The organism is Candidatus Avelusimicrobium faecicola, assembly GCA_900540405.1.
Classification (GTDB): domain Bacteria; phylum Elusimicrobiota; class Elusimicrobia; order Elusimicrobiales; family Elusimicrobiaceae; genus Avelusimicrobium; species Avelusimicrobium faecicola.
Window position 1 is genome coordinate 40889 of record UQFW01000003.1, and the last position, 6627, is coordinate 47515.

The 6627-nt window shown below is 51.0% G+C and carries 2 protein-coding genes; one reads left to right on the forward strand and one right to left on the reverse strand.

From position 1 onward, the window contains the following. The first annotated feature begins 57 nt into the window (after positions 1 to 57). Positions 58 to 2115: a DUF2339 domain-containing protein gene (locus ACQY18_RS00790; protein WP_428038475.1), complete on the forward strand. Its 2058-nt coding sequence runs from the start codon at positions 58 to 60 to the stop codon at positions 2113 to 2115. A gap of 614 nt (positions 2116 to 2729) precedes the next feature. On the opposite strand, the gene ACQY18_RS00795 is transcribed toward ACQY18_RS00790, so the two are convergent. Then, positions 2730 to 6627: hypothetical protein (locus tag ACQY18_RS00795; RefSeq protein ID WP_428038476.1), on the reverse strand; the 3898-nt coding region annotated here is incomplete at its 5' end.

Genomic DNA, 6627 nt, shown 5'->3' on the forward strand with positions numbered 1-6627 from the left:
TTTTTGCAAGCCCCTTTTTTGCTATACTGTTAGATATTTGGTTGTAAAGGAGCGGATATGTTTTTATTAGTAATTGCGGTTGCCGGGTTGATTTTTTGGTTGATTGCCACGCAAGAAAAAATTGCCTCTTTGCGTTGGCGGGTGGAACGGCTGGAAAAACGCTTGGAACAGCAAGCGCCGTCCGTTAAACCCGCAGTGAACGCCCCGGCGGCGCCTGTAATGCCTGCTCCTGCCATGCAAGCGGCCCCGGCCCCCGCTCCGTCCTCACTTGCGCCGGAAAAAGCGGCACCCGCTCCGGCGGCGCCTGTACTATCTGCGCAACCTGTTCAGCCTGCCTCTGCCCCGCAAGCGGCGGCCCCGCAAACTTGTGCGGCGGCGGTTGCTCAAGCGCCCAAACCTCTGCCGCCTGCGCCAAAATCCAACGCGGCCGGGAACGCGCCCGCCGCAACACCCTTTTCGCCCGTTAAACTGCTTTCTTGGGTGGGGGGATTTGCCTTTTTACTGGCGGCCATTTTCGGCGTGAAATACTCTTTGGACCACGGCTTTTTATCGCCCACGTTGCGCTTTGTAGGTTTACTGCTGGTGGGCGCGGCGGCGTGGATTAGCGGCCTGTGCATTAAAAAAGAAGCCTATGCCACCACCGCCCACACTTTAACGGCGTGCGGCGCGTGTGTGTTTTGGGCGGCCTGGTTTGCGGGGTATGCGTTTTATCACATTATGGGGATGTACTGCGCGTTCGGTTTTATGACTTTAACGGCCCTCTTGGCCTTTGCCACCGCCGTATGGAAAAAAACCGCGTATATGGGCGTTTTGGCTCAAATAGCCGCTTTTTTAGTGCCGCTACTCATGCACAAAACGCTGGGCGAACTGCCGTTTTTACTGGTTTATTTGGGCATTATCAATACGGCCGCACTGGCCGCCGCGTATTGGCATAAATGGAAACACCAGGTTATCCTCTCTGCGGTGTTGACGGGGATTTTTATGTTTGGGCTAGGCATCGCGTCTTCCCCAAGCCAGTCCTCTGTATTCATGGCGGCGGTATTCTTTTTCTGCGCCTTGTATGCGGTGGGCGGCGCGTTGTTAAAAAGCGGCTCCGTGCTTCTTGTTGCCTTTATTTGTATGGCTTTTAATATGTTGTTTGTGTCGGAAAATTACACGGCCCCGTGGGTTTGGGTGGTGTTGGCCAATGCCTGTTTTGTGGCGGTTCCTTTTGTGCGCAAGCGGGATTTTTTAAGCAACCGTTTGGCGTGGGGCGTTGCGGCGGTGGCCGGGTTTTGGGCGTTCCTGGTGCTTGCTTTTGGGTTAAACCTGCCAAACGGGCTGGTTGCCTGTATTTTTGCGGTGGCGTATGCCGCCCTGACGGCCTATGCGTACACTTGGAAAGAACGCGAAGAACCGGCGTATAGCGAGCGCCTGGCCTGGTTTGCCGCAACCACGGTAATTATGTTCAGTATTGCCCTCACCCAACAGTTTGAAAAAGCCGGCCTGACGACCGCTTTAGCCTTGGAAGGGTGTGCGTTGGTATGGCTTCAAAAATGGCTCCGCGTGCCGGTTTTGTCCGCTTTCGGCAAGTGGATTTTAACGGTGGCTACGGTGCGCCTGGTGCTTAATCCGGCCGTACTGGAATACAGTATGCCCAAAAGCATTTTTAATTGGTTTTTGTATATTTACCCCACTTGTGCGGCCACGGCATTTTTGGCGGCGCAAGGGTGGCCCGATAAGGCGCAAAAAATCAATATCAGTTGGTTGCGGGCGTTGGGCGGGCTGATTTTGTTTGCGCTAGTCAATTTGGAAATTGCCGTCGCCTACTCCACCGGCACCCGTATTTCTTGGAATATTTTAGGCTCCTTTGCCGAGGCTACCGCCTACACCGTGGCGTGGCTGTTGTGCGGCGGGATTTGCCTGTGCGTGGCCCTGCGCCAAAAGAGCGTGTGGCTCAACCGTTGCGGCTTAGTGTTAATCGGTGCGGCGGTTTGTAAATTGTTCTTGTATGATGTCTGGCAACTGCCTTTAGGGGTACGGGTGCTTATTTTGTTAGGGGTTGCCGTGGTGTTGATTGCGCTTTCCTTTATGTATCAGCATTTTTTGGCCAACAAAAAACAACAGGAAAAATGAATTTTTTGTGGAGCTTATTAGGGGCGTTATTGCCGGCCGCGGCCGGAATGTTGGTGTTGGTAATCGGCGCCTTTTGTTCCTTGTTTTCTTAGATGCTAACAGCCAAATGGGGCCCGGGATTGGGCTTATTTTTGTGGCGGCGGCTATCCGCTTATTTGAAAGGAAAAAGCGCTTGATGGTAGCGCCCCGGCCGTAGCCGCGCCAAACCGTTTGCAAAAGCACTTGTATTTGTATAAATGGCCCCGGAGTATGTCCCCGGGGCTTTTTATTATGCCCAAACGCCTGCTAGGCGTTTTTTTGTTTTCTAACAACGTGTATGTATTTTTGCGCCAAAACGGCGTTTTAGGCCGGATTTTGGGGAAATTTACCTATAAATAAACTTTTTGTCCTATCCTGTTCTTGCGTGCCTGCCTATCCTTTGCCGGGAAATTTACCCATAAATAAACCGGGCGCAATATCCTTACCGTTTTTATTGGGCGGATTTTTAGGGGGGGAGCCTATAAATAAAAACTCCGGCGCTCGGGATATGAAGTTGTATATCCTAACCGTTTTATTCCCACAATAAAAAACCCCGGCACTTGGGGTGCCGGGGTAAAATCAAACCACTTTACAGCTTAATGGGCGGGATAATCCAACAACATGGAGTTGCGGCGGGTCAGATTATCCAACGGCCACTGGCTGTTGCCCTTTTTGGGGTCGGTCTTTTCCGTCTTGCCGGAGGATGCCTTAACCGATTGTTTTTCGGCCGGCGGGGTTTCCCGCATAAAGTCTTCGTACAAGGCATCCATTTTGGCTTTCAATTCGTCAATACGTTTTTCGGTAATCGGCTGACCTTTTTTGCCGTTTACTTTGGCGTATTTCTTCAGGTCTTTTAACGCTTGGGCGTAATAGGTTTGGAAGTCCTTGCGCATACCGTCGTAATACTTTTTGTCTTTCATTTCTTTCATCAAGGTTTCCAATTCGCGCTCAATCGCTTTAGCGCTTTCATACGCACGCACGTCAGAGCCGGTAAATACGCCGCGGGCAGGGTCTCCGCCAAAGGCTTTGCGCATACTATCCCACAGGGAAAGTTTCACTTCCGGCAGGTATTTAAGCGTTGCCGAGTTGACGGTGGCGGTTTTGAGCTTCATAACTTTTACAATTGCCGCGCCGTCTTTGGCTACTTGGTTTACCTTTGCCGTGGAAATACGGCTGGCCGTCATCATATCTTTTACCGCACCGAGGGCGTTTTCCAAGCGGGCTAAATCACCCTGGTGCATATAGGCTTCCATTTGGTCCACCAGCGTTAAGTAGCTGGGGTCTTTAATGTTGCCCGCCTGCAGTTTTAAGCCTTGGATAAACTGCCGCATTTGGTTATCGGAAGATACCATAATGCCGGAGGTAGAGGCAAACAACTGGTCCGCTTCCCGGCGCAAGGCATCCGAAACGTCGTTGCGTTTGAGCATGGCGCGGAAGGTAGCCACAGACTGGCGGAAAGATTGCAATTCTTCCGATACCATACCCACATCTACGGCGGTATTATCCAATACGGCTTTCAAGCGGTTGTTCGTCCAAACCATACGGTTCATTACGCTTTGCAGTTTTTCTTCCGAGGTTCTCGCACGCGCATAACCCTGTACGGATTTGGCCACTTCTTCCACTTCTTTGGAAAGCGCTTCCATATTGCTCTTTACTTGGTCCGGTTTGAATTTCAAGCGTTCCAAGATGTTGTCGTTCTTATCAATATCTTCCTGGGTCAATACGCCCGATTTAGCCAACCGGCTGAAACCTTCTTTAATCATTCCGCTGTTTTGCGCTAACAATACACAGGAGATTAAGAACGGCACCACAGCCGCCAAGCGGTAGATGGACAAGTCAATCGGCGCACCTTTTTTAATTTCTTCGGCGCTCGGGTCCGCACCAAACTGGCGCAAGATGTCGGCCACTTGGTCGGCGTATTGGCCTAATTGGTCGGCCGCGGCGGTTTCCTTGAACAGCAGGAACAACGCGGCGATACTGGCAATCGTAAAGAACCCTTTGGCGTTGAAGCGGTTATAAGCGGCGGCGGCTTCCATTTTCATAGCGGCTTCGTCACTCTTTAACTGTTTCATTTGGGCCTCTTTTTCTTCGGCCGATAACGCTTCGTTATTGCGCACGTTTTCGCGCTCTTTCTTATAATAGGACGCCACATGGTTCATCATACGCGTATTTTCGGATACACCGAACGTAGGCGTTGCCAAGTACATTAAGAGCCAAGAGGTCAACATACCTACCGAGCCGAAGGGGCTAGTCATAAACAGCCCGATACCGGTGGCCATGAGCGGCAGGGAAAGACCCGTTAATTGGTCGTCCGTAATTACTTTTTGTTTAATCAGGCGGTCCGCCATTTTGCGTACCAACCAGCTGATAAACAACCCGCTCGCGCTGATAGCTAACGCCGTATCCGGTTCGTACAACATACCTGCCATTACGCCGATAGCTACGGAGTTGATAGGCGCATAGGCTTCATAAATTTTACCCAAACGGCTGGTAATAGGATACAACGGTTCCTTAAATTCCTTTTGATATTTTGCTTTTTGTTGTTTTTTAGCCAATTTGTCCGCGCGTTTAGCCGCCGCTTTTTGGGCTTTGGCTTCCGCTTTGGAAACTTGCTCGTGCGGTTGCGCTTTGGCTTGCGCTTTAGCCTTGTTGGCCTCTTGTTTGGCGGCCACATGTTCGGAATGTAAGCGGCTGTTGCGCAACATCCAAATACCGGCTAAAGACAGTGCCCCCATAACAGGTACCAACATGGACCAGTTCGGCTTTGCCATGTCCGCAGGCAGGACATCAAAGTTTCTGCATACGGAAATAACCAACGCGGGGATAATCGTCACCAGTAAGCGCGATAACCCTTTGGTGGTGGTAAATGCCATATTCTTGGAAGAAAATACCGTAGAATCCGAATACGCATTTTTTAATACCGGGCTAGCCAAGGTGCTAAACAAGCTGGCGGTAATAATAGCCGTAGCCATAAACAACAGCGGAATAGCCAGCGAGGTTTTGGCCGCATCAAAGTTAAAATACATCCCGTCGGCCACGCCCACGGCGGAAATAGCCGCCATGGTGTACAGGCCCGCTCTAATCATATTATAGAACCCGTACTTATTGATTAACGGTTTAAGGATGTTTACCACCAAGGGGGAAATATACCCAAATCCGCTCATCAGTACAATCATTACGTCCGAGGAGAACATCTTTTTGAACTGGCTGCTTAACGAAGCACCCAAGTCCGCCCCGGCCACCAAGGCCACCACTTGCATTAAGTTTTCAAACTGGTCGGACTGTTTGAGCGGCAATACGGCCACGCGCTCAAAGCTGTTCGGGCGGGAAAGCACATAAGACAGCGAGCTTAATTCCGAGCCTTTCAAGTCCGTTTCAAACACGCGGTGGCGTGCGGCCTTTTCCCAATCGCGCAAGCGTTTGGGGTTGTTCTGCACAAAAGGCACACCGTCCAAAAAGTTGGGTTGCGCTTTGAACAAATGTTTGGGGTACGGCATTTTACTGCGTTGAATTTCGCGAATATTAGACGGAGAGAGCTTAAACTGCCCGATTTCGTCCAATACCATTTGGAACCCTCTGGGGATAACAACGCTCTGTTTACTGCCCAAAATCAAGTATACTTGCGGTTGGGCAGACGTGGTCCCGTCGGCACCGCGTACATATACCGGCAGTACATCCCGGTAGCGGGTGTTGCCCCAGAAAGTTTTGCTGGTGCGGGGGGTAAGTACGCCGCGTACGTCATTGGCGGAATAAAGCACGGACTGCAATTTCTGGCTGTCCACCCCAACCAACTGGTCTTCCGTCACACCCATAGAAAGCAACTGTTCTTCCGCAGGCACCATACGCATACGGTTTTCCTGCTCGTTCATCATGCGGATAATCGCTTCCGAAATTTCAATATTATCTTCGCCACTTAATTCCATTTCCCCGGTGGCTTTTACGCCTAAGCCGGAATGGACCCGCAATACTTCCGCCGCCGTGGGCGCTTTATACCCGGCGTTTACAATGCGGTCGTGGGCCGCAATCTTTTTGTCCGCGCTGGCGGCACTGGCCATAATCCAAATTAAATCCGCGCGGGAAGGATTCAGCTGTTTTAAGATGAAATCCGCGATAGTGTTGGATTTCTTTTCCGCCGCTTGCGGGTTTTGATACTGCGCTTGCGTGGAAACAAAGTTGTAGTTTTGGGCAATCGTGTACAGTTTGCTTCCTTTAGGCGCATCTTCTTCGGGCTCCAGGTCTTTCACTTCGCCCGTTTTGGGGTTATACGCCACTTGGTGATAAGTATAAGAAACATCTGTACCGCGGCGTTTAGCCAACGCTTGCGCAAAATTGGTAGAAGCCAACCATTTGGGCGTTAAATTGTATAAAGCCCCTGCCATGCGCCCTTTCCAAGAGGAAGACGGCACATAAGCCGATTCGGTTTCCATCTGATAGCGTGAGGCTTGGGCGCGGGAGTCGCTCAAGTTATTGGCAATGTTCGCCGCGTTTAAGGTG